The sequence below is a fragment of the Scandinavium sp. genome (genome assembly GCF_051650185.1).
Taxonomy (GTDB): domain Bacteria; phylum Pseudomonadota; class Gammaproteobacteria; order Enterobacterales; family Enterobacteriaceae; genus Scandinavium.
Genome location: NZ_JBOFIN010000093.1, coordinates 1 through 20,400, shown reverse-complemented (window position 1 = coordinate 20,400; position 20,400 = coordinate 1). Strand labels below are relative to the sequence as shown.

Annotated in this window: 15 protein-coding genes and 1 pseudogene; 7 read left to right on the top strand and 9 right to left on the bottom strand. The window is 56.2% G+C overall.

Features of this window, described 5'->3' with window-relative positions; all coding sequences use genetic code 11:
* Window positions 1-98: 98 nt before the first annotated feature.
* Window positions 99-1,613, bottom strand: a complete 1,515-nt coding sequence (gene dgt / locus ACRCWW_RS11805; RefSeq protein WP_438682585.1) for a dGTPase — start codon at window positions 1,611-1,613, stop codon at window positions 99-101.
* 74 nt (window positions 1,614-1,687) lie between these two features.
* Here dgt and mtnN point away from each other — a divergent pair, with 74 nt between their 5' ends.
* From mtnN to ACRCWW_RS11790, 3 genes are read left to right on the top strand one after another with little or no spacing between them, the layout of a single operon-like run.
* The gene (mtnN, locus tag ACRCWW_RS11800; RefSeq protein WP_438682584.1) at window positions 1,688-2,386 is read left to right on the top strand and encodes a 5'-methylthioadenosine/S-adenosylhomocysteine nucleosidase; all 699 of its coding nucleotides are present in this window, start codon (window positions 1,688-1,690) and stop codon (window positions 2,384-2,386) included.
* The gene (gene btuF, locus ACRCWW_RS11795) at window positions 2,379-3,179 is read left to right on the top strand and encodes a vitamin B12 ABC transporter substrate-binding protein BtuF (protein ID WP_438682583.1); all 801 of its coding nucleotides are present in this window, start codon (window positions 2,379-2,381) and stop codon (window positions 3,177-3,179) included. The genes mtnN and btuF overlap by 8 nt, the downstream gene beginning before the upstream one ends.
* Before the next feature lie 14 nt (window positions 3,180-3,193).
* A complete protein-coding gene (locus ACRCWW_RS11790) occupies window positions 3,194-3,817 on the top strand; it encodes a TRIC cation channel family protein (protein ID WP_330984847.1) in 624 nt (207 codons plus the stop codon).
* A gap of 97 nt (window positions 3,818-3,914) precedes the next feature.
* Here the strand turns inward: ACRCWW_RS11790 and erpA are convergent, their stop codons facing one another.
* Together erpA and clcA are read right to left on the bottom strand one after the other, a co-directional pair.
* Window positions 3,915-4,259, bottom strand: coding sequence for an iron-sulfur cluster insertion protein ErpA (gene erpA, locus ACRCWW_RS11785; protein WP_330984846.1), 345 nt, complete (start codon window positions 4,257-4,259; stop codon window positions 3,915-3,917).
* 80 nt (window positions 4,260-4,339) lie between these two features.
* Window positions 4,340-5,758 (bottom strand): H(+)/Cl(-) exchange transporter ClcA, encoded by a 1,419-nt coding sequence (gene clcA, locus ACRCWW_RS11780; protein WP_438682582.1) that lies wholly within the window; start codon window positions 5,756-5,758, stop codon window positions 4,340-4,342.
* A gap of 180 nt (window positions 5,759-5,938) precedes the next feature.
* Between clcA and hemL the strand changes: the two genes are divergently transcribed.
* A complete protein-coding gene (hemL, locus tag ACRCWW_RS11775; protein WP_438682581.1) occupies window positions 5,939-7,219 on the top strand; it encodes a glutamate-1-semialdehyde 2,1-aminomutase in 1,281 nt (426 codons plus the stop codon).
* Window positions 7,220-7,342: 123 nt separating this feature from the next.
* Here the strand turns inward: hemL and fhuB are convergent, their stop codons facing one another.
* From fhuB to hrpB, 6 genes are all read right to left on the bottom strand, one after another.
* Complete coding sequence (fhuB, locus tag ACRCWW_RS11770; protein ID WP_438682580.1) at window positions 7,343-9,325, bottom strand: Fe(3+)-hydroxamate ABC transporter permease FhuB; 1,983 nt, start codon at window positions 9,323-9,325, stop codon at window positions 7,343-7,345.
* A complete protein-coding gene (gene fhuD, locus ACRCWW_RS11765; RefSeq protein ID WP_438682579.1) occupies window positions 9,322-10,212 on the bottom strand; it encodes a Fe(3+)-hydroxamate ABC transporter substrate-binding protein FhuD in 891 nt (296 codons plus the stop codon). The genes fhuB and fhuD overlap by 4 nt, the downstream gene beginning before the upstream one ends.
* Window positions 10,212-11,009 (bottom strand): Fe3+-hydroxamate ABC transporter ATP-binding protein FhuC, encoded by a 798-nt coding sequence (gene fhuC, locus ACRCWW_RS11760; protein WP_438682578.1) that lies wholly within the window; start codon window positions 11,007-11,009, stop codon window positions 10,212-10,214. Before fhuC ends, fhuD begins: the two co-directional genes overlap by 1 nt.
* Window positions 11,010-11,057: 48 nt before the next feature.
* Window positions 11,058-13,259, bottom strand: a complete 2,202-nt coding sequence (gene fhuA, locus ACRCWW_RS11755; RefSeq protein ID WP_438682577.1) for a ferrichrome porin FhuA — start codon at window positions 13,257-13,259, stop codon at window positions 11,058-11,060.
* A 300-nt stretch (window positions 13,260-13,559) separates the two neighbouring features.
* Window positions 13,560-16,106 carry a bifunctional glycosyl transferase/transpeptidase gene (mrcB, locus tag ACRCWW_RS11750; RefSeq protein ID WP_438682576.1) on the bottom strand — a complete coding sequence of 849 codons (2,547 nt, stop codon included), beginning with the start codon at window positions 16,104-16,106 and terminating at the stop codon, window positions 13,560-13,562.
* A 198-nt stretch (window positions 16,107-16,304) separates the two neighbouring features.
* Entirely contained in the window at window positions 16,305-18,734 is a 2,430-nt protein-coding gene (gene hrpB, locus ACRCWW_RS11745) for an ATP-dependent helicase HrpB (RefSeq protein ID WP_438682575.1), read from the bottom strand.
* Window positions 18,735-18,806: 72 nt separating this feature from the next.
* Here hrpB and thpR point away from each other — a divergent pair, with 72 nt between their 5' ends.
* The 3 genes and pseudogenes from thpR to dksA form a co-directional block, all read left to right on the top strand.
* Window positions 18,807-19,337: an RNA 2',3'-cyclic phosphodiesterase gene (thpR, locus tag ACRCWW_RS11740; protein ID WP_438682574.1), complete on the top strand. Its 531-nt coding sequence runs from the start codon at window positions 18,807-18,809 to the stop codon at window positions 19,335-19,337.
* A gap of 8 nt (window positions 19,338-19,345) precedes the next feature.
* The gene (gene sfsA, locus ACRCWW_RS11735; RefSeq protein ID WP_438682573.1) at window positions 19,346-20,065 is read left to right on the top strand and encodes a DNA/RNA nuclease SfsA; all 720 of its coding nucleotides are present in this window, start codon (window positions 19,346-19,348) and stop codon (window positions 20,063-20,065) included.
* 159 nt (window positions 20,066-20,224) lie between these two features.
* Window positions 20,225-20,400: pseudogene (dksA, locus tag ACRCWW_RS11730) on the top strand (RNA polymerase-binding protein DksA); the annotation flags it as partial.

The following is a 20,400-nucleotide window of genomic DNA, read 5'->3' as shown; positions in this document are numbered from 1 at the left end:
TGTACGTGACTGTCAGAGTCGATTTATAGCGCGAAGTTCCGGATTTAAGTTTCTGGAAAAAGTAAAAAATTATTGTCCGTCTTTACAAAACCTGCGCCTTATTCCACAGCCATCAGCCGACGGTATTCATCCCAGGCATAGAGATCGGTCATCCCACTGATATAATCCTGAATCAGGCGGCACCGATAATAGTACTCCATCAACGGATACTCTGCGGCGTCGCGCGGAATTTTATTGATGGCTTCAACATAGGCCAGCCGATGACGGGTTGAAAGTTTATGGAACAGACGGCTTTCAATCGGCAAATGGCGCAAACGTTCTTTATCCACCAGCTCGTTGAAATCGCTTAATGATAATTTAAGCAGGGGCTGGTAAATCTCCAGTAAGCCACTGATAACACGATAACCTTGTAATTCAAGCTGCTCCACGTCCGGATGGCTGAATACCTCTTTCATCGCCACGCTCTTATATAACTCAAGCAGCTGGCTGTAATCACTGTCGTCTTCCAGCAGAGCATGGTTAAAATCTCCTGCATATATCTGTGGGAGATTTTCAATAAAGCGCTGCGCCGCGTAAGGCACCAGTTTATTCAACGTATTCACGCGTAAATACATAAAGAACTGGTCTTCCGTGCTGCGGCTCATTGAATTGGACCGCGATTTTTCCCAGGCATTTTCGACAACCTGAGAAAACAGCGACCCCTTTTGGTGCGTGCCCCATGCGTCGTAAAGATGCTGATAAAGTTGCTCCACGCTGAAGATACGTTTTTCGACCGCATCTTCGAGGTCGGCCACGCAATAAGAGATGTCGTCGGCCGCTTCCATAATCCACGTCAATGGATAACGGCTATAAGGCGCCAGATCCAGTTCTTTACGTAACTTCGCAACATAGGCTTCTTCGGCGAAATAATAGCCAGGTTTCTTCATTAAATAGCTGTGGCTTTCCGGCGTGGAACCGCGCCACCAGGCTGGACGGGTGTATTTCAGAATACACCCCACCTGCGCCCAGGTCAGGTTCATGCGCATCAGCGTGTGGACCAGGCGAATGCCCTGCGCATTCCCTTCAAACTGGCAGAGATCCTGACGCACGCGGCGACGCAATTCATTGAGCGAGTCTTCGCCATCACGCAGCTTCAGCGCGCCAACCAGACAACGGTCTTCGCTTAACGGCTGGCTGGCGGCATCCGCAGGCCACAGCACCTTACGGAACCAGTCATTGATTGCTGCCTCACCGAAATGGCCAAACGGCGGATTGCCGATATCATGCATCAGGCACGCCATCTCAACGATGCTTTCAAATGGCCCGGTCAGGTCTTCAAGCCCGTAAGCGTCGAGCAGTTTTTGTTGCTTAAGACGGCTCAGCACCTCTTTGGCGATGTAGCGCCCGACCTGCTGAACTTCCATTGAGTGCGTCAGGCGCGTGCGCACCGCCGCATTGCGTTCCAGCGGGAAGACCTGAGTTTTCTGCTGTAACCGACGAATGGCCGGAGAATTGATGATTCGCCCACGATCGCTTTCGAAAATACGCAGAATTTCATGTTCGGTCGTCGCGTTCTGCGGCGAACGGTAACGACGACGCCAGTTTATTTTGGTGCGAAAATCAATAGTTGCCATAGCCTCTCCCGGTCCGGAAATGCGTGCTCCGTGATAAACTATGCCTTTAAACCCATCACATCGCGAGTAAATCTATGAAAATCGGCATTATTGGTGCAATGGAAGAAGAAGTGACGCTGCTGCGTGACAAAATCCAGAACCGTCAGACCCTTACCGTTGGCGGGAGCGAAATCTATACCGGCCAGTTGAACGGCGCTGACGTTGCGCTGCTGAAATCAGGGATCGGTAAAGTCGCCGCAGCGATGGGCGCAGCCTTGCTTCTCGAGCGCTGCAAACCGGATGTCATCATCAACACAGGTTCCGCAGGTGGCCTGGCGCCAACGCTGAAAGTGGGCGATATCGTGGTGTCTGATGAAGCACGCTATCACGATGCCGACGTCACCGCATTTGGCTACGAATACGGCCAGCTTCCAGGTTGCCCGGCCGGTTTCGCCGCCGATGCAAAACTGGTCGATGCGGCAGAAAGCTGCATTAAAGAGCTCAATCTGAATGCCGTACGCGGCCTGATTGTCAGCGGTGACGCGTTCATCAATGGCTCCGTTGGCCTGGCAAAAATCCGCCACAACTTCCCTCAGGCCGTTGCCGTTGAGATGGAAGCCACAGCCATTGCTCACGTTTGCCATAACTTCAAGGTGCCTTTCGTGGTGGTTCGCGCCATCTCTGATGTGGCTGACCAACAGTCTCACCTGAGCTTTGATGAGTTCCTGGCGGTGGCGGCGAAACAGTCCAGCCTGATGGTTGAAACACTGGTGCAGAAACTGAACCATGCGTAAACCGCTGTTGCAGGGCATTCTTGCCCTGCTGCTTACGTTTCCGGCGTGGCTGATAGCCGCGCCGCGAGTCATCACGCTTTCCCCTGCCAATACAGAGTTAGCTTTTGCCGCTGGCATTACGCCTGTCGGGGTCAGCAGCTTTTCCGATTATCCTCCCCAGGCGGCGCATATTGAGCAAGTCGCCAGCTGGCAGGGCATGAATCTGGAGCGTATTGTGGCGTTGAAGCCCGATGTTGTGCTGGCCTGGCGCGGCGGAAATGCCGACAGACAAGTCAATCAACTCAGCTCGCTTGGCATCAATGTGATGTGGGTGGAGACCAGTAGCATCGAACAACTTGCCGATGCGCTGGAAAAACTGGCGGTCTGGAGCCCGGTTCCCGAACAGGCAAAACAGGCGGGAGCCACCTTGCGTAAAGAGTTCGCCGCGCTTAAACAGCGATATGCGCAGACGACGAAAAAAACGGTCTTCCTGCAATTCGGCACGAATCCGCTGTTTACCAGCAATAAAGACTCAATACAAAACGAAGTGATTGAGGCCTGCGGTGGGGAAAACATCTTTGCCAACAGCCGAGTGCCCTGGCCTCAGGTGAGCCGGGAACAGGTCATTGCCCGTCAGCCCCAGGCGATTATCACCGCAGGCACCGATAAAGAAGTGTCCTCAATAAGACAGTACTGGCGTGATCAGCTCAACATTCCGGTTATTCCGCTCAACAGCGACTGGTTTGAACGCGCCTCCCCGCGTATTATCCTCGCCGCCAAACAACTCTGCACAACGCTTGCGCAGGTCAATTAACGGGAAACGCATCAATGCTTGTCTATTGGCTGGATATTGTGGGTACAGCCGTCTTTGCTATCTCCGGCGTCTTACTGGCCGGAAAACTTCGGATGGACCCTTTTGGCGTCCTCGTCCTTGGCGTAGTTACCGCTGTCGGGGGCGGAACCATTCGTGATATGGCGCTCGCCCACGGGCCGGTATTCTGGGTAAAAGATCCCACTGATTTGGTGGTGGCGATGATCACCAGCATGTTGACGATCCTGCTGGTGCGTCAGCCGCGGCGTTTACCGAAATGGATCCTGCCAGTGCTGGATGCGGTTGGCCTGGCTGTGTTTGTCGGGATCGGGGTCAATAAAGCGTTTATTGCCGGGACAGGCCCGATGGTGGCTATCTGTATGGGCGTGATCACCGGCGTTGGCGGCGGGATTATTCGTGATGTGCTGGCGCGCGAAATCCCAATGATCCTGCGTACCGAAATTTACGCCACCGCCTGCATCATCGGCGGCATCGTTCACGCCACCGCCCACTACACGTTCAACGTCTCGCTGGAAAACTCCGCGATGTTCGGCATGTTAGTGACGCTGGTGATAAGGCTGGCGGCAATACGCTGGCACCTTAAGTTGCCGACGTTTGCGCTGGATGAAAGCGGGAGATAGTCGATTGTTGCCGGGCGGCACTTCGTTTGCCCGGCCTACAAAAAAGTAGGCCCGGTAAGCTCGCGCCACCGGGCATTCTACGGGATCGACAAAAGAATCAGACGCTAAACGATGACCCACACCCGCAGGTGCTTTTCGCGTTCGGGTTGGTCACGATAAAGCGTGAACCTTCCAGTCCTTCGGTGTAATCCACTGAACCGCCCACCAGATACTGCAGGCTCATCGGGTCGACCACCAGGCCAACGCCCTGTTTTTCAATGGTCATGTCACCTTCGTTGATCTGATCGTCAAAGGTAAAACCGTACTGGAATCCGCTGCAACCACCACCGGTGATATAGACGCGCAGCTTCAGGTTCGGATTGTCTTCATCTGCGATCAGGTTTTTTACTTTGCTGGCGGCCGCGTCAGTAAACTGCAGGGGCAGCGCTACGTCATCACTCATTTTATGCTCCAGTTATTGCTAAGTCTGGTCAAAGTCTCACCAGATCTTTTCAGCCATTATCCAATACCCGACTAAATCGTTCAAGTATTCTCCCCGACCGGCGGCTTCTCTTTTTCGGCTTTCTCCGCTTCCTGCTTCGCCAGCGTGCGGGAAAGGATCGTGGAGTAAAGCGGTTTGCCACCCAGAAACTGAGCCAACAGTGTTGCGCCAAGGCAGGTGATAATCATTGGCAAAATGAGCTGATAGTTGTCGGTCATTTCCAGTACCAGCACGATACCGGTCAGCGGCGCACGTACTGAGGCGGCAAAAAGCGCCCCCATTCCCGCAATCGCAAACGTCCCGGCTTCCAGGTGATAAGCCGGGAACCAGGCCGCAGCCGCCATGCCATATGCCGTGCCTAACAGGGTGCCAAGCGCCAGCATCGGGGCGAAAATGCCTCCCGGCGCACCGGAAGAGAAACACAGCAGCGTGGTAATGACGCGGGCGATAAAGATAAACATCAGCAGGCCGACGGTATAATTTCCGGCAGCAGCAATCGGGATAAGGTTAAACCCGCCGCCTGCCGCTTCAGGTTCAATCAGGCCAAGCACGCCGCAGATTCCGCCCAGCAGGCCGCCAATCAGCACCCATTTTTTGATATCGCCGCCATGAATGCGCTGGAACATATCCTGCGTGCGGATCACCAGGCCATTAAACAGCGGCCCGACGCAGCCAAACACCATGCCCAGAATCAGATACAGCCAAAGCGTGTTAACCGGCGCATCGGCAAGTTTGCCCACTTCGATAACCGCGGTTTCGCCATTAAAGACGCGAAACACCACGCTCGACATGATGACGCCGATAAACACCGCTTTGATAGAAATCAGGTTATAGCGGAACTGCGGACGCATCTCTTCGAGGATAAACAGGATGCCTGCAAGAGGTGCGTTAAAAGCGGCAGCCAGGCCCGCCGCCGCGCCGGTCGCTAACAGAGTATGACGGGCTTCAGCAGTGCGAAGACGGAAGATGTCCAGCACCATGCGGCCGACATTGCCCCCCAGTTGAACCGTTGGCCCTTCACGCCCAAGCACCATCCCGGCACCCAGTGTTCCCATGCCGCCGATGAATTTCACCGGGATCACGCGCCACCAGCGCACAGGACGCAATTCTTCCAGCGCCCCTTCAATCTCAGGAATGCCAGAGCCGCCCGCTTCTGGCGCAAAGCGACGCACCAGATAGTACCCCACCATCGCCAGCAGGCCGGAAAAGAGAAACGCCAGCGGCCAGACCAGGAACCAGTGATCGGCAACCTGCACCAGCGAGCCAATACGCACGTTCTGCACCCAGTTAACGGCCTTCTCAAAAGCCACACCGATAAGGCCTGCAAGGGTGCCGACAACGGCCGCCATCAGGAGGATGGCTAACGGGGTTTTGTCTCGGTGGACCAGACGACGAACTGCATCTCCACGACGCAGACGAATGATTTGCTGTGATTCAAAAGAGGGAGATTCTGCTTTCATGCCCTTAATCATTTATTGGTAATACAAATGGCAGAGCGCATTGTAACCACCCACGGGCAGCACGTCGCCTAAAAATTCCCTCATTTCTGGATTGTTTCAATTGGGCAAAACTTTCATAACCTTCCGGGAATACCTTAGAATAGTCGGCTAACAAGCTTTCTACGAACCAGGAACCTGGCAATGAGTAAATCTGAGAATCTCTACAGCGCAGCGCGCGAACTGATCCCCGGCGGCGTCAATTCGCCAGTGCGTGCTTTTACCGGCGTTGGCGGCACCCCGCTGTTTGTTGAGCGTGCAGACGGCGCGTACTTGTACGATGTCGACGGCAAGGCTTACATCGACTATGTCGGTTCCTGGGGCCCGATGGTACTGGGGCACAACCATCCGTCGATTCGTAATGCGGTGATTGAAGCGGCATCCCGCGGCTTAAGTTTCGGCGCACCGACGGAAATGGAAGTCAAAATGGCGGAGCTGGTGACTGAACTGGTGCCGACCATGGATATGGTACGTATGGTGAACTCCGGTACTGAAGCCACCATGAGCGCCATTCGACTGGCGCGCGGCTTTACCGGACGCGACAAAATCATCAAATTCGAAGGGTGCTACCACGGCCACGCCGACTGCCTGCTTGTGAAAGCCGGTTCTGGTGCACTGACCCTCGGTCAGCCAAACTCTCCGGGCGTTCCGGCAGATTTCGCTAAACATACCCTGACCTGTACCTATAACGATCTGGCTTCTGTTCGCGAAGCGTTCGAGCAATATCCACAAGAGATTGCCTGCATCATCGTTGAGCCGGTCGCGGGCAACATGAACTGCATTCTGCCAGAGCCAGACTTCCTGCCAGGCCTGCGTGCGCTGTGCGACGAATTCGGTGCGCTGTTCATTATTGATGAAGTCATGACCGGTTTCCGCGTCGCGCTGGCCGGTGCACAGGATCACTACAACGTGGTGCCAGATCTGACCTGCCTTGGCAAAATCATCGGCGGCGGGATGCCAGTCGGCGCCTTTGGCGGCCGTCGCGAAGTGATGGATGCGCTGGCACCAACAGGCCCGGTTTATCAGGCAGGCACGCTGTCCGGTAACCCGATTGCGATGGCGGCAGGTTTTGCCTGCCTGACGGAAGTGGCGCAGCCAGGCATTCACGAAACCCTGACCAGCCTGACCAACCAACTGGCAGACGGTCTGCTGAACGCCGCACGCGAAACCGGCATTCCGCTGGTAGTGAATAACGTCGGCGGCATGTTCGGGATTTTCTTCACCGATGCCAAAACCGTGACCTGCTATCAGGATGTGGTCAAGTGCGACGTGGAACGCTTCAAGCGCTTCTTCCATCTGATGCTGGAAGAAGGTGTTTACCTGGCCCCTTCCGCCTTCGAAGCCGGCTTCATGTCGGTGGCGCACAGCAAAGACGATATCAATAAGACGATTGATGCCGCGCGTAAGGTGTTTGCGAAGCTGTAAGCTTGTGCCGGGCGGCGCTGACGCTTGCCCGGCCTACGGTTTAGTAGGCCCGGCAAACGAAGTGCTGACGCTTGTCCGCCCGCGGTTTTGTAGGCCCGGCAAACGAAGTGCCGCCGGGCATGTTTACCGGCTCTGCTTACGCAGCAGATAAATAAAGTAAGGCGCGCCGATAAAGGTCGAGAGCAACCCGGCAGGAATTTGATACGGGAACAGCACCATCCTTCCGCACCAGTCTGCGAACACCAGCAGTATTCCGCCCACCAGCGCCGACAAAATCATGTGCGGCATCGTTCTTCTGAAGCCCATCATTCTCGCAATATGCGGTGCCATCAAACCGATAAAGCTCAGCGGCCCAATGGTCATTGTTGCCGTCGCGGTTAACGCCGCTGCCAGTAACAGCAATGCAACGCGTGTTGGCGTCAGAGCTATCCCGACGGCGCGCGCCGTGTTACCGCCCAGCGGCAAAATAGTCAGCCAGCGACGGCAGAAAGGCGTCAGGGCCAGCAAAACGATCATCACCAACCCGGTGCGTACGACCTGATCGTATGAAGCATTGTAGGTGGAGCCTGAAATCCAGGTCAGAATTTGCGCCATGCGCGGATCGCCGCTTGCCTGTAACATCATCAGCAGCATGGTAAAGGCGGTGCTCAGTGCCATACCTGCCAGCAACATACGATGTGGAGAGAATCCGCCTCGCCCGGCAGCAATCAGGATAATCAACAGCGTTGCCGCTGCCCCTAAACTTCCGGCTGGCAGCAGCCAGCCAAACGCGTTGCCCGGTACGAAGAACAGCATCAGCACCACGCCAAACGCCGCGCCGGAAGAAATCCCCAGCACTTCCGGGCTGGCCATCGGGTTACCGGTCAGGCGCTGAATAATACAGCCCGCCACCGCCAGCATCATGCCTGCAACCAGAGCGGCCAGAATACGCGGCGCTCGCCACTCCATCAGAGAATGCAGCAGTTCGCCGCTAGCCCAGTGCCAGCCGTGCGCATCACGCCCGAAGGAGAGCGCAATGACCATTCCCAATAACAAGGCTGCAAGGCCAGCCAGCGACCACGTAAGTACGCGCTGACGCTCGACATACACCTTGTCGCCCGCATCCATTGCCGGAGCGCTGATGCTGCGTAGACGAGGCAGCAGCCACAGCAGTAACGGAGCGCCAATCAAAGCCGTGACGGAACCGGTAGAGACTTCCATCCACACCTGCGTCAGCCAGAGAATAAGCTGGTCTGAAAGCCAGAGGATCAGCGCGCCAATCAGCGGGGCCAGCATCAGGCGTGAAAGCAGCCGACGAGCACCCAGCATTTTCGCCAGCAGCGGGGCAAACAAACCAATAAACCCGATAATGCCCACGGCGTTGACCAGCAGAGCGCTGAGAATAATCGCCAGCGTAAGTGCCGCCAGACGCGCCAGAGACAGCGCTAAGCCGAGGTTACGCGCAACACCGTCGTCGAGCCCCATCAGCGTCAGAGGGCGTAGCAACAGCAGCGTGAGCATCACGCCGCCCAGCAATTGCGGCCAAAGTTGCTGCACCACGCTCCAGTCTGTCTGCGTCAGCGTCCCGGTGCTCCACAGGAACATGCTTTGCAGCTGATCGTGATGGAAGATAACCAACAGTTGATTCACCGCTCCGCAGTACATGCTGACCACCAGCCCGGCTAAAATCAGCGTCACCGGCGAAAGACGTTTCCCCCAGGAGACACCAAACACCAGCGCCCCCACCACACAAGCGCCTGCCAGGGCGGCAAACTGTGTCGTCATCGCCCCAGGAATAGCCCACAACGTGGTGATGGTGATACCGAGCTGAGCGCCTGTCGCAACGCCTAGCGTGGTCGGTTCCGCCAAAGGATTACGCAGAACCTGCTGGAACAACACGCCCACCAGTCCGAGCCCTGCGCCAACCAGCAGTGAAATCACCAGACGCGGCAGCAAACTGTAGTGGAACAGCATCTGCTGAATACTGTCGATATTGGGCTGCCAGAGCGCCTCGCCCCACTGCCCGCGCGGCAAAGCGACGTTAAAGTTGTGCCAGCTAAGCCCGGCTGCGGCGATAAACAGCAGTAAAAGCAGTGCGGCCGGGAAGCGAGAGATTCGCGATGTCATGCGCGACCTCCCAGAGCGTTATCCAGAATGCGCACAAAATTCATGGTCGACAGCGTCGCGCCATAGAACCAGACGGCGGGCACGCGCTGGAATCGCTGCGAACGCACAAACGGCATCGCCTGCCACAGTGGTGTCGCCATCAGTTTTCGCATTTCAGCATCATTGCCGTGATCAAAGCAGATAACATCCGCGTCTTTAAAACTCCCCAGACGATCAATGCCTACCACCTGGCTGCCCCAGAAATTGGTTTCCCCCTGCCAGGCATTCACAATGCCGTACTCATCAAGGATTTGCTGGAACAGGCAGTTCGGGCCGAACGCCAGCACATGGCGGGCATCCAGCAGGGTAATCATTAGCAGAGGACGGCTGCCGCGCTGGGCGAAGTGAGGTTTGTGCCGGGCAATAAACGAATCGAAGTGATTGAGGTGATCGCGAGCCTGACTTTCCAGCCCCAGGAGATCCCCCATTTCCACTAACGAGTTACGCGCCATCTCCAGCGGCTGCTTGCCATCGCTGAAGTTAAATCCGCGTCCAGGGGCGATACGCGCCAGTTTCTCAGGTGCCGGGCCGTAACCGGCTGACCAGACCATATAAGACGGTTTCATTTCGGTCAGCAGTTCAAGGTTAGGCTCAGTACGTAAGCCAACGTCAATGACCGAGGCAGGAAGACCCGGTTCATTCACCCACAGGTTGTAATTGGGGATATCAGCAACACCATAAGGCGTGACCCCAAGCGCGAGCAGCAGCTCAACGGGCAGCCACTCCAGCGCCACAATACGGTGGGGATCAACAGTTGCAGCATGAGCGTTTCGCATCTGCCAGAGCAGCGGCGACAGCGCCATGGCCGTCAGAAGGCGACGACGGCTAATCAGAGTGGGATCATTCATCAATAAACAAAGCTTACCGGGGCAGCGCCCGCCGGGTGCGGCAGGATCCCCATCGGAATTCCGTAAATTTGTTCCAGCGTTTCGCCACGCATCAGCGTTTCAGGGGTGCCCTGGGCAATCATTTCCCCGCCGCGCAGCGCCACCAGATAATCGCAGTAACGGGCCGCCATATTAATATCATGCAAAACGGCAACCACCGTCAGACCGCGCTGCTGGCTGAGGCGGTGCACCAGCGCCAGCACATCCACCTGATGGGCAATATCCAGCGCGGAAGTCGGTTCATCGAGCAGCAGACAACGGCTGTCCTGGGCCACCAGCATCGCAATCCACGCACGCTGACGCTCGCCTCCGGAAAGGCTGTCCACCAGACGATGCGCCAGCGGCTTCAGCCCGACCAGCGAAATGGCCTCTTCCACTTTTTCACGATCTGCGACGCCAAAACGCCCCAGCGCCCCGTGCCACGGGTAACGCCCGATCGCAACCAGCTCACGGACTGTCATCCCTTCCGCCTGCGGCAACTGCTGCGGCAGATAGGCGACCTTGCGCGCGAAGGCTTTGCTGTTCCAGCTTTCAAGGGGCTGCCCGTCCAGCAGGATCTCACCTTCGGACGGCGGCTGATGGCGGCCGAGCATTTTCAATAGCGTCGATTTTCCCGAGCCGTTATGGCCGATAAGCCCCGTCACTTTACCCGGCGGAAAGGTCAGCGAAAGCGGGTGCAAAAGCGTACGCCCCGGCACCCGGAAGGAAACAGCGTTAAGCGCAAACGTGGTGTCTGCTTGTGTTGTGGAGTCCTGCATAACGGCCAACGTATAAAAAGGCGCGGAAAACCGCGCCAAAATGAAAAGTTAGAAACGGAACGTTGCGGTCGCAACCACCTGCCGTTCTGCGCCCCAGTAGCACGCGTAATCACGGTAGCAGCTGGAAACGTATTCGCGGTCAAACAGGTTGGTGACGTTCACACCGACAGACGACCCCGGTAAACCAAAGCGCGCCAGATCGTATTTCACGGTCGCATCCGCCAGAGTATACCCTGCAACGTTGAACGCCTCATTGTTGTCTGGACCGGTGGTATAGAAGCTGGAGGTCGAACCGATATAACGAGCCCCTGCTCCAACGGTCAACCCGCTGAGTGCCGTTTCGTGGAAGGTGTAATCCGCCCACAGGGAAGCCATATTACGTGGCACTTCTGCAGGACGCTTACCGCCATAAACGGTGTCATGCGTGTATTCTGCATCGGTAAAGGTGTACGCCGCTGTCATGTTGACGTTGGCGCTCAGCGCAGCTTTCGCTTCCAGCTCAAAACCACGGGAACGGATTTCACCGCTCTGGACGCTGAACAGCGTGTTTTCCGGGTCTGGTGTCAGGTTCTTGTCTTTGGTCAGCTGATAAACCGATGCCGTCACGGACACAGGCATATCTTTCGGCAGGTATTTCACGCCAGCTTCATACTGCTTACCACGAGAAGGATCGAACGGATTGCCTTCTTTGGTGGCACCCGCCGTCGGTTCGAAAGATTCGCTGTAGCTGATGTACGGGGCAATACCGTTGTCGAACACATAGTTCAGACCGCCACGCCAGGTAAATGCCTGATCGTTAACTTCGGAGGTCGAGTTGCTGGAACGGGTAAAGGTCGAGGTTTTCGCAAAGTCGTAGCGGCCACCGAGGGTGAGCACCCACTTATCCCATTCAGCCTGATCCTGAACGTACAGGCCGGTCTGTTCCTGACGGTTAATGACCGCGTACGGGAAGTTCACGTTAACGCCAGCATTGCCGTACTGCGGGTTCTGCATATCGAGCGGGTTCGCGCTGCCATATTCCGCGTCAATATCGTTACGCATACGCAGGTAATCGACACCGGTCAGCAACGTATGATCCACCGCACCAGTGGCAAATTTGGACTGCAGCTGGTTATCGACGGTGAAAGTATTCAGTTGCTCATCAGAACGCACATATGCGCGGCTGATCTGACCCGGATCGATATAGCCGTTTCCGTAAACGGAACGGTACAGCGTATTCACTTCGGCGTAGCGCAGATTCTGGCGTACGGTGAAGGTGTCATTGAATTCGTGCGCAAAGCTGTAACCCACCATTTTCTGACGGCGAGTCATGGTGTTGTCGTCTTCACCTTCGTTGAAATTGGTCGGCAGCTTGTGCTCATTGCCATTCGCATCTTTGTAGGGCACCACTGTGCCCTGACGCGGCAGCCAGCCGTAATAGCCCGCATCCGGATCGCTCTGGAAATTGCTCAGGAAGGTGAAATCAGTTTTGTCATCCGGACGCCAGCTGAAGGATGGCGCGATAGCGTAGCGAGACGATTTCACACCCTCTTGCTGCGCGTTTTGGCTGCGCCCAAGCCCTGTCAGACGGTAAGACCACACGCCATCGTCATCGATCGCATCGCTGAAATCAAAACCGGTCTGCCACAGGTTATCAGTGCCCATTTTGAACTGAATTTCACGCAGCGGCTCGGTAGTCGGGCGCTTGCTGACCATGCTGACGATACCGCCTGGGTTACTTTTTCCGTACAGCACGGAAACCGGGCCGCGCATCAGTTCAACACGCTCAAGGAAATAGGGGTCCATCGACATTTCAGAGTAGTTGTCGCCCTGAAGTTTGAGTCCGTCGAGGTACTGGTTGGTGTTAACCGTTGAAGACGTGGTGAAGCCACGGATGGAAACCACATCATAAGTGGTTGAGCTGCCGCGAGTTGAGTACACGCCCGGCGTATAGCCCAGCGCCTCTTTCACCGTCGTCGGCTGCTTCATATCCATCTCGGCACGCGTCACAACAGAAACAGACTGCGGGGTCTTTTCAATCGGCGTATCGGTTTTGGTCGCCGTGGCAGTGTGTTTCGCCGCGATGGTGGCTGAAGGGCCCCATGCGCTTTCCTGCGGGGCTGCAGGGGCGGCAGTGACAGTGATGGTTTCTTCTTTCGGTTGTTCCGCAGCCTGTGCCGTGACAGACATGCCGCTAACCGCTGTGGCTACTACCACCGCGAGTTTACGCAGTGAGGGTTTTCCTGGCTGAGCAGTATTGAGACGCGCCATTGTGATTCTCTGATGATATTGAGTGAATGATAACGTAAACGAGAATTATTATTATGCCCGCAGAATAATAGGCGAAACGCGGAAGGCATAGCAAGCGGAATACGTCCCTGGCAGATTTGAGGGTTTAAAAAATAACCTGATGGTTGATAGGGAGTTATGAAGAGGTTAAATCAGGGTTTGAAAATCCCCTCACCCCGGACCGTACCCCCCAAAGGGGCGAGGGAGTAAACCCAAGGGCCAGACCACACAAAACAATCCCCTCTCCCCTTGGGGGAGAGGGTCAGGGTGAGGGGTTAAAGCTTAGTTACCGCCGAACATATCCTTAATCCAGCCTGCAACGCCGTCGCTTTTCTCCTGCTGCGGCTGTTGTTGTTGTTGCTGCTGCTGTTGTTGCGGCTGCTGCTGAGGCTGCTGCGGCTGACTTCCACTCTCAAACGGATTGGTGTTCTGCTGCTGCATCGCCTGGCTCTGCTGGCACAGCGCATCCGGGTTCGTCGTCCAGACAGGAAGCTGGCGCATTCCGCCGCCACAGATGAAATTGCCGTTGTCGTCCACGCCCATATTGACGATATCTTCCGGCGCGGTCAGATCCAATGGAATGGGCGACTCGTTCGCAAGATAGCGCTGATAGATGGACATCGCCCCACTGGCTCCGTACAGCCTGGTCGGCTGGTTGTTATCACGCCCAACCCAGGTAATCACCACTTCACGCCCGTCAATCCCGGCAAACCAGGTGTCGACGTTGTTGTTTGTGGTCCCGGTTTTCCCGGCCAGATGCAGGTTAGGATATTTCGCCCCAAGCTGACGGCCAGTCCCGCGTTGAACAACCTGCTGCATCGTCCAAAGCGTCATGTACGCCGCTTGTGCAGGTACCGCACGCTCTGCCTGAGGATAGCTCTGATACAGAACAGTGCCATCTTCCGCAATCACCGAACGCAGCGCGGAGAGCGTGGCACGGTTACCGCCGCTGGCGATGGTCTGGAAAGCCTGTGCGACTTCAATTGGCGTCAGGTTCAGCGCTCCGAGCAGCATCGCAGGAACCGCGTTCAGTTGCTCTTTCGGCGCCCCCAGTTTTTCCCACGTATCGGTCACGGCTGGCAGACCAATCGCCATCCCGAGGTTCACGGTTGGCACGTTCATGGAACGGGTCAAGGCATCCACCAGCATCACCTGGCCGCTGAAACGCTTGTCGTCGTTCTGCGGGGACCAGGTCTGCCCGTTAGACAGGCGAATCGTCACTGGCGCATCGGCAATCCAGGTGTTCAGGCGATAGGTGTTCGGCTGGCTCAGCGCGGTCAGGTAGGTTGCTGGTTTTGCCAAAGAACCAATGGAACGACGCGCCTGCATCGCACGGTTATACCCGGCAAACTGCGGTTCAGCGCCACCGACCATCGCACGAACTTCCCCCGTGTTACGGTCGACAATCACCATCGCGGTTTCCAGGTCGCTGAGCTTACGCTGCTTCTTCAGCACCGGAATGCCTTCAGTGGCCGCTTTCTCGGCGGCATCCTGGGCAACAGAGTCGAAGGTGGTGAAGATTTTCACGCCGGAAAGATCTTTCACTTTATCGCCGAGTTTCGCCTGAAGTTCCTGACGAACCATCTGCATAAACGCAGGCTGTGGTGAAATCCCCCCCCCGCGCGGCTGCACGCCTAACGGACGAGCACTCAGCATGTCGTACAGTTCCTGATCGATGACCTTCTGCTGTTGCAGCAGGCGCAGGACCAGGTTACGACGCTCAAGCGCCAGTTTCGGGTTACGCCATGGGTTGTAAATGGACGCCCCTTTCACCATCCCGACCAGCAACGCCTGCTGATCCAGGCTCAGTTCTTCCACCGGGCGACCAAAGTAGTACAGACTCGCCAGAGGGAAGCCGCGGATTTCATTGTCGCCGCTCTGACCGAGATACACCTCGTTCATGTACAGCTCAAGAATGCGGTCTTTGCTGTAACGCGCGTCCATGATCAGCGCCATGTACGCTTCGTTCGCCTTACGCCAGTAAGAACGTTCGCTGGAGAGAAACAGGTTTTTCACCAACTGCTGCGTGAGGGTACTTGCCCCCTGCACCGTCCGGCCCGCCACCAGGTTGGCTAATACCGCACGTCCCATCGAGTAGAAGCTGATGCCGTCATGCTCGTAGAAATGGCGGTCTTCTGTCGCAATGAGCGTATCGATCAGCAAGTCCGGGAACCCGCTACGCGGCACGAACAGACGCTGTTCACCGTTCGGGGAGGACATCATGGTGATCAAACGCGGATCGAGACGGAAGAAACCGAACTGGCGGTTGTTATCCATGTTGGTGATCGAATCCAGATGATCGCCATCAAAGGTCAGACGCGCGCGCACCTGCCCTTCTTTGCTGTCCGGGAAATCAAACGGACGGCGGATCATCTCGATGCTGTTCGCCTGTACGGTAAATTCGCCTGGGCGCGTCATCGCGGTCACCTGGCGATATTGGGTGGCCGTCAGCAAACGGACCATCTCGTTTTTGCTGACCGGCATATCCGGCTCAAGGTTGACCATGCGACCATAGACCGCCGCAGGCAACTGCCAGACTTTACCGTCGATACGGTTACGGATTTTCTGGTCTAAATAGACGCCATAAATGGCGAGCAGCACCGCAAAGACGATACCGATCTTGACCAGTAGCCATAGCCAGCGACGTTTACCCTTAGGTTTTTTACCTTTGCCTTTTCCATTACGCGGCATGGGTTCTTCATCCTTGTCATCATATTCGTACTCATCGTCGTACTCTTCGTCCCTGAGACGACGACGGCTAACCTTTTGCTTTGCCGGACGTGCAGGCTTGCCTTTACGTCCAATCGGCTCGCGGTCATTCCCCGCCATACTTTTTCTCCGCTAAATTCAGGCGTAAGCGCCTGATTCTCTTTTCTTTCACGCAACGGTTAAAGAAGAAACCTCTCAAAAATCGCTTTTCTCCCTCTCCCTGTGGGAGAGGGTCGGGGAGAGGGCATCAGGCCGCATCAATCCAAACCCTTGCCGGGCGGCACTGCGTTGGCCCGGCCTACAAATGCATTCCCTTTTTTATGAATACTTTTTCGTCCGCCGCGTTGGTGCGGTGTTCGCCGGATCATCCGGCCAGACATGCTTCGGATAGCGCCCTTTCATCTCTTTTTGCACTTCGCGATAAGCCCCGGCCCAGAACGCACTCAGGTCACGCGTGATTTGCAGCGGGCGCTGTGCAGGTGAAAGTAGCTCCAGCACTAGCGCAACACGGCCTTGCGCTATGGTTGGCGTCGCTGCTTCGCCGAACATTTCCTGCATCCGTACGGATAAAACAGGTGGCTTCTCAGCGTCGTAGCGCAGGGCTATCCGGCTTCCGGTCGGCACAGTGTAATGTGCAGGAAGCTCACTATCCAGTCGTTGACGTAGTGACCAGGGTAATAAGTCCTGTAAGGCTTGAGTGACATTCAGCGCTTTTAATGCTTTCAGAGAGTGAACGCCCTGCATATGCGGCAGCAGCCAGCTCTCCAGCGCCGCCAGCAAGGTTTCGTCATCGACTGCTGGCCAGGGTTCTTCCGGCAACCAACGGGCAGCGCATTGAATACGTAAACGCAGTTGCTCCGCATCAGGCGTCCAGTTAAGCACGCGAAGGCCTTTATCCCGAATGCCATTCAGCATCGCCTGGTGCAACTCTTCTTCAGAAGGTTTTGCCAGCGGCTGCACATTCACGGTCAGTTGCCCAATCTGGCTGCGCCGCCAGGCTTTTAGCGTGCCCTGATTTTCGTCCCATTCGACGGTGTCTGATTGGCTCAACAGCGACGGACAGGCCGCCACCAGCGCATCAATATCTAACGCAACGGCCTGCAATATCCTCGCATCCGGCGACTGGCTGCCCTGCAACAGCAACGGCGCAATCAACCATTCATGACGGCCCAACGCATCGTCGGCATCTAACATGGCGCCCACACCGTTCGCCAGTTGATAGCGTCCTTCCTGACCGCGACGGCGAGCAATTCGGTCGGCAAAACCCTGGGCGAGTAAGGCAGGAATGCTTGCCGCATCAGGTGAACCAGCAGGATTACTCAGCCGCTGGGCGAGCGTTTTGGCACGCAGCATCCAGTTTGGCTGATTACGCGAAAACGCAATGCCTAAGTCGGCGTTTCCTCCGCGCGGCGGCTCTTCAAGGATTGCCGCGAGCCTGGTTGCCGTCGCGACCTCCTCCGGTGTGCTGGCTGCCACCAGCATCGCCGCCAGCCGAGGATCGTTGCCCAGCGCTGCCATCTTTTGTCCACGCGCAGTAAGCTGTTTCCCGTCAAAAGCACCCAGTTGCATTAGCAATTTTCGCGCCGCGGTCAGACTGGCAACGGGCGGCTGATCCAGCCAGCTCAGCTGAGCGGGTTCCTGACAGCCCCACTGCAACAGCTCCAGTGTCAGTCCACAGAGATCGCTTTGTAAGATCTCCGGCTCGCCCTGCACTGCCCCACGTTCAGCCTGCTCTTTGCCTGCCAGATGCAGGCAGATGCCTGGCTCAAGACGCCCTGCACGACCTGCACGCTGAGTCATTGAGGCCTGGCTCACGCGCTGGGTTATCAAACGCGTCAGCCCGGTTCGCGCATCGAACCGCGCGACACGCTCCTGAGCACAATCCACGACCAGCCGAATACCTTCAATGGTCAGACTCGTTTCGGCGATATTGGTCGCCAGAACCACTTTTCGCCGCCCTTTTTCGGCAGGCAGAATCGCTTTGCGCTGCTCGCTCAACGAGAGCGCACCATAGAGCGGACAAAGCACGACGTCTGACGAGACGCGGCCTGCCAGCTGTTCCTGCACGCGCTGAATTTCCCCTACTCCGGGTAAGAACAGCAGCAGCGAACCGGATTCAGCGCGCAGCAGTTCTGCCGTCGCCATCGCGACAGCTTCATCAAAACGTTGATGGGAGGGCAGCGACTGATAGCGTCGCTCGACAGGAAACGCCCGTCCTTCTGAAATCACCACTGGCGCATCAGGCAATAAGGCTTGCAGACGCTCATTATCCAGCGTGGCCGACATGATCAGCAGCCTGAGGTCGTCACGAAGCCCGGCCTGAACGTCCAGCAGTAAGGCCAGCGCCAAATCGGCCTGCAGGCTACGCTCATGGAATTCATCGAGGATCACCAGACCAACGCCCGTCAGTTCTGGATCGCGCTGGATCATGCGCGTGAGTATGCCTTCGGTCACCACCTCCAGACGGGTGTTTTTCCCCACACAGGTTTCTGCACGCATACGGTAGCCCACAGTGTCACCCGGTTTTTCGTTGAGGAGTTCAGCCAGACGCTGAGCAACGTTACGCGCCGCCAGCCGTCGCGGTTCGAGCAGGATGATTTTCCCCTCAATCGCCCCTTGCTGAAGGAGTTGTAACGGCAGCCAGGTGGACTTCCCTGCCCCGGTAGGCGCAGTCAGCAAAACCTGTGAAGCGCGACGAAGCGCCTGAAGCAGTTCAGGAAGGACGGCGGCGACAGGCAATGTGGACACAGCAGACTCCAGGGGTGACTTTAAACGGCCCCGCATTGTAGCATTGCCCTAAATCATTACCGAGCCTTGATCATGTCAGATTCCCGAAGACTGTTTTTCGCCCTTGAACTCCCCGGCGAGACGCAGCAGCAGATTATCCAGTGGCGTGCCGACCACTTCCCGGCCGATGCCGGTCGGCCCATTGCCGCCGCGAATCTGCATCTGACGCTGTCCTTTCTGGGCGAGATCAGTGCCGACAAACAACGTGCGCTGGCGGTCATGGCCGGGAGAATTCGCCAGCCAGGTTTTACGCTGAACCTTGATGATGCCGGGCAGTGGCTGCGTTCGCAGGTGGTGTGGCTCGGCACTCGCCAGCCGCCTCGTGGTTTATTGCAGCTGGCGAATATGCTCCGTTCCCAGGCAGCTCGCAGCGGCTGTTATCAAAGCCCTCAACCGTTTCACCCGCACATCACGCTGTTGCGAAATACCGCGCACGCGGTGCCCATTCCTCCGCCAGGATTTGGCTGGAAAGTGCCTGTCACGGCGTTTGCACTGTACGCCTCTGAATTTACCCGTGGCCGCACCCGCTACACTCAGCTTGAGCGCTGGACGCTAACCGAATAAGGATACCCATGCAGTTTCTGCCTCCGTTAAAACCCGCCCGCCTGATCCAACGCTATAAACGTTTTTTGGCCGATGTCATCACGCCTGAAGGAGAAGCATTAACGCTGCACTGCGCCAACACGGGCGCAATGACCGGTTGTGCGACACCCGGAGATACCGTCTGGTATTCCACCTCTGACAGCAAAACGCGCAAATACCCCCATACATGGGAAATAACTGAGACTCAGACCGGGGCTTTTATTTGTGTAAATACACAACGTGCCAATCAGCTGGTCAAAGAGGCGATTCAGACGGAGGCGATTCCGGAGCTTTGTGGCTATAGCGTGTTGAAAAGCGAAGTAAAATACGGTGATGAGCGCAGCCGAATTGATTTTCTGTTACAGGCAGATGATCGCCGTAACTGCTATATTGAAGTGAAATCGGTCACCTTAGCGGAACAAGAGTACGGTTATTTTCCCGATGCGGTGACTGAGCGTGGTCAGAAGCATTTGCGAGAATTAATGAGTGTGGCGGCCTCAGGCGATCGAGCCGTGGTGCTGTTTGCGGTTCTTCACTCTGCCATTACCCGTTTTTCACCCGCGCGCCATATCGATGCAAAGTACGCGCAATTATTGAATGAGGCAAAAAACAAGGGGGTTGAAATTCTGGCTTATAAAGCGGAACTTTCTGCCGATACTATGACTCTGAAAGAGCCGTTGCCTGTTGTGTTATCACCGGCCAACGGCTGAACAATAAGTGTGCTGGTCGCGTGCGCAAATACGCTTTTCTTCACAGCATTGTCAAGTGTAACGTTTAGATAATTGCTATCCGGAAAAGCTTCTGCTATTTATAGCGGCCTGATTTTTCCCCCACATGGGGATCGATAGTGCGTGTTAAGGAGAAGCAACATGCAAGAAGGGCAAATCCGTAAAACATCGTCCCTGAGTATTCTCGCCATCGCTGGGGTGGAGCCATACCAAGAGAAGCCGGGTGAAGAGTATATGAACGAAGCCCAGCTGTCTCACTTCAAGCGTATTCTTGAAGCGTGGCGTAACCAACTCAGGGATGAAGTTGATCGTACCGT